The organism is Caballeronia sp. (assembly GCF_049581465.1).
Lineage (GTDB): Bacteria > Pseudomonadota > Gammaproteobacteria > Burkholderiales > Burkholderiaceae > Caballeronia.
In genome coordinates, this window is the sequence record NZ_JBAUSA010001190.1 from 1 (window position 1) to 1,819 (window position 1,819).

The window sequence follows — 1,819 nt, forward strand, 5'->3', positions numbered from 1 at the left end:
GGGATGGCGATGGCGCTCATGAAACTGGTCCCGATAGTCCCAGGACATTTCACGATTTCCGAATGGCTCGCTTTGGCGATCTGGATCGCGCTGGGTGCTGTGTCATACCGCAGAACCAAAACCCACGGAGGTATCATTCATGAAACTTAGCTTCACTCTGCAGAGTGCACTGTTGTTGCTCGTCTTCATCGGTGCGCCAGGTATTTCAAGAACGCAAACCCCGCCGCCCTTCGACATCGTCATCACGAACGGCCACATTATCGACGGTACGGGATCGCCATGGTACTCCGGCGAAGTGGGCATCCGCGACGGCAAAGTCGCTGCCATAGGCAATCTCACGGACGCTCCGCGGAAACGCACGATTGATGCCGCCGGCAAAGTTGTCGCGCCCGGATTTATCGACATGCTGGGACAGTCGGAGTTGACGATCCTCGTCGATCCTCGCCTGCCCTCAAAGATTTTTCAGGGCATCACGTCGGAAATTACCGGCGAAGGCTCCTCGGCTGCTCCGCTCAACGACGCCATCATGCAAGCCGACCGCTCCTCGTACGAATACTTCAAGATCACTCCCAATTGGAGAACCTTCCGACAATATTTCACGCGGCTCGAAAAACAGGGGATGGGCATCAATCTGGCGAGTTATGTGGGCGCGACGCAGGTCCGGCGCATGGTGCTTGGTGACGACAACAAGCAACCTACGCTGGAACAACTCGACCAGATGAGATCGCTCGTGCGTGATGCCATGAAGGATGGTGCGGTCGGCGTCTCTACATCGCTTGAATATGCGCCAGCACCCTACGCGAAAACCGAGGAGTTGATTGCGCTCGCGACCGAGGCCGGCAGGTCGGGAGGCATTTACGCAACGCACATGCGCGACGAAAGCAATTCTGTGCTCGAAGCCATCGACGAAGCCCTCCGCATCGGCCGCGAAGGCCACATCCCGGTCGAGATTTGGCATATCAAGGTCGCGGGTAAGAGCAACTGGGGACGCATGCCCGAGGTCGTCGCCAAGATCAACGCTGCGCGCACGGCCGGCGCCGACGTCAGCGCCGATACTTACGCCTATACCGCGTGGTTCAACGATTTTTCGGCATTCATTCCGCCCTGGGCGCATGATGGCGGCACAGAGAAGCTAGTCGAACGTCTCAAGGATCCTGCCACGCGCGAGCATATCCGCAAAGACATGCAGACTTCCACTAAAGACTGGGACAACGAGTGGCAGGAGATTCCCGGCCCAGACGCCATCATGATCGGCTCGGTCGAGAACCCGAAGCTGGCGCCGCTGCTGGGCAAGCGTATCTCGGAAATTGCGAAGTTGTGGAATAAAGATCCCATGGACACGATCTTTGATTTTCTGGTCGAAGATCCCAAAAGCGAGGTTGCCGTATTCGGTATGTCGCAACCAGACGTCACACTGGCCCTTCAGCAACCCTGGGTATCGATCGACAACGACTCGGAGGGCACTTCGCCACAGGGCATTCTGGGGCAGTCGCATCCGCATCCGCGTGCGTATGGAACCTTCCCACGCGTTCTAAGCAAGTATGTGCGCGAAGAAAAAGTCCTGACACTCGAAGATGCGATCCGCAAATTTTCGGCGCTGCCGGCTCAGCGCATGCGGCTGACCGATCGGGGCGTGCTCAAAGCGGGTATGTGGGCGGACGTTGTGATCTTCGATCCCGCGACCGTGCACGACGTCGCGACCTTCGACAATCCGAATCAGCTTTCCGAAGGCATGGAATACGTCCTGGTAAATGGCGTGCCAGTGATCGATCAGGGAAAGATGACGGGATCACTTCCGGGCAAAGTTCTGCGCGGTCCA

Annotated in this window: 1 protein-coding gene; it reads left to right on the forward strand. The window is 57.7% G+C overall.

All coding sequences use genetic code 11. The annotated features are described in order from the left end of the window. Positions 1-139: 139 nt before the first annotated feature. Positions 140-1,819: N-acyl-D-amino-acid deacylase family protein (locus WCA53_RS29085; RefSeq protein ID WP_423919272.1), on the forward strand; the 1,680-nt coding region annotated here is incomplete at its 3' end.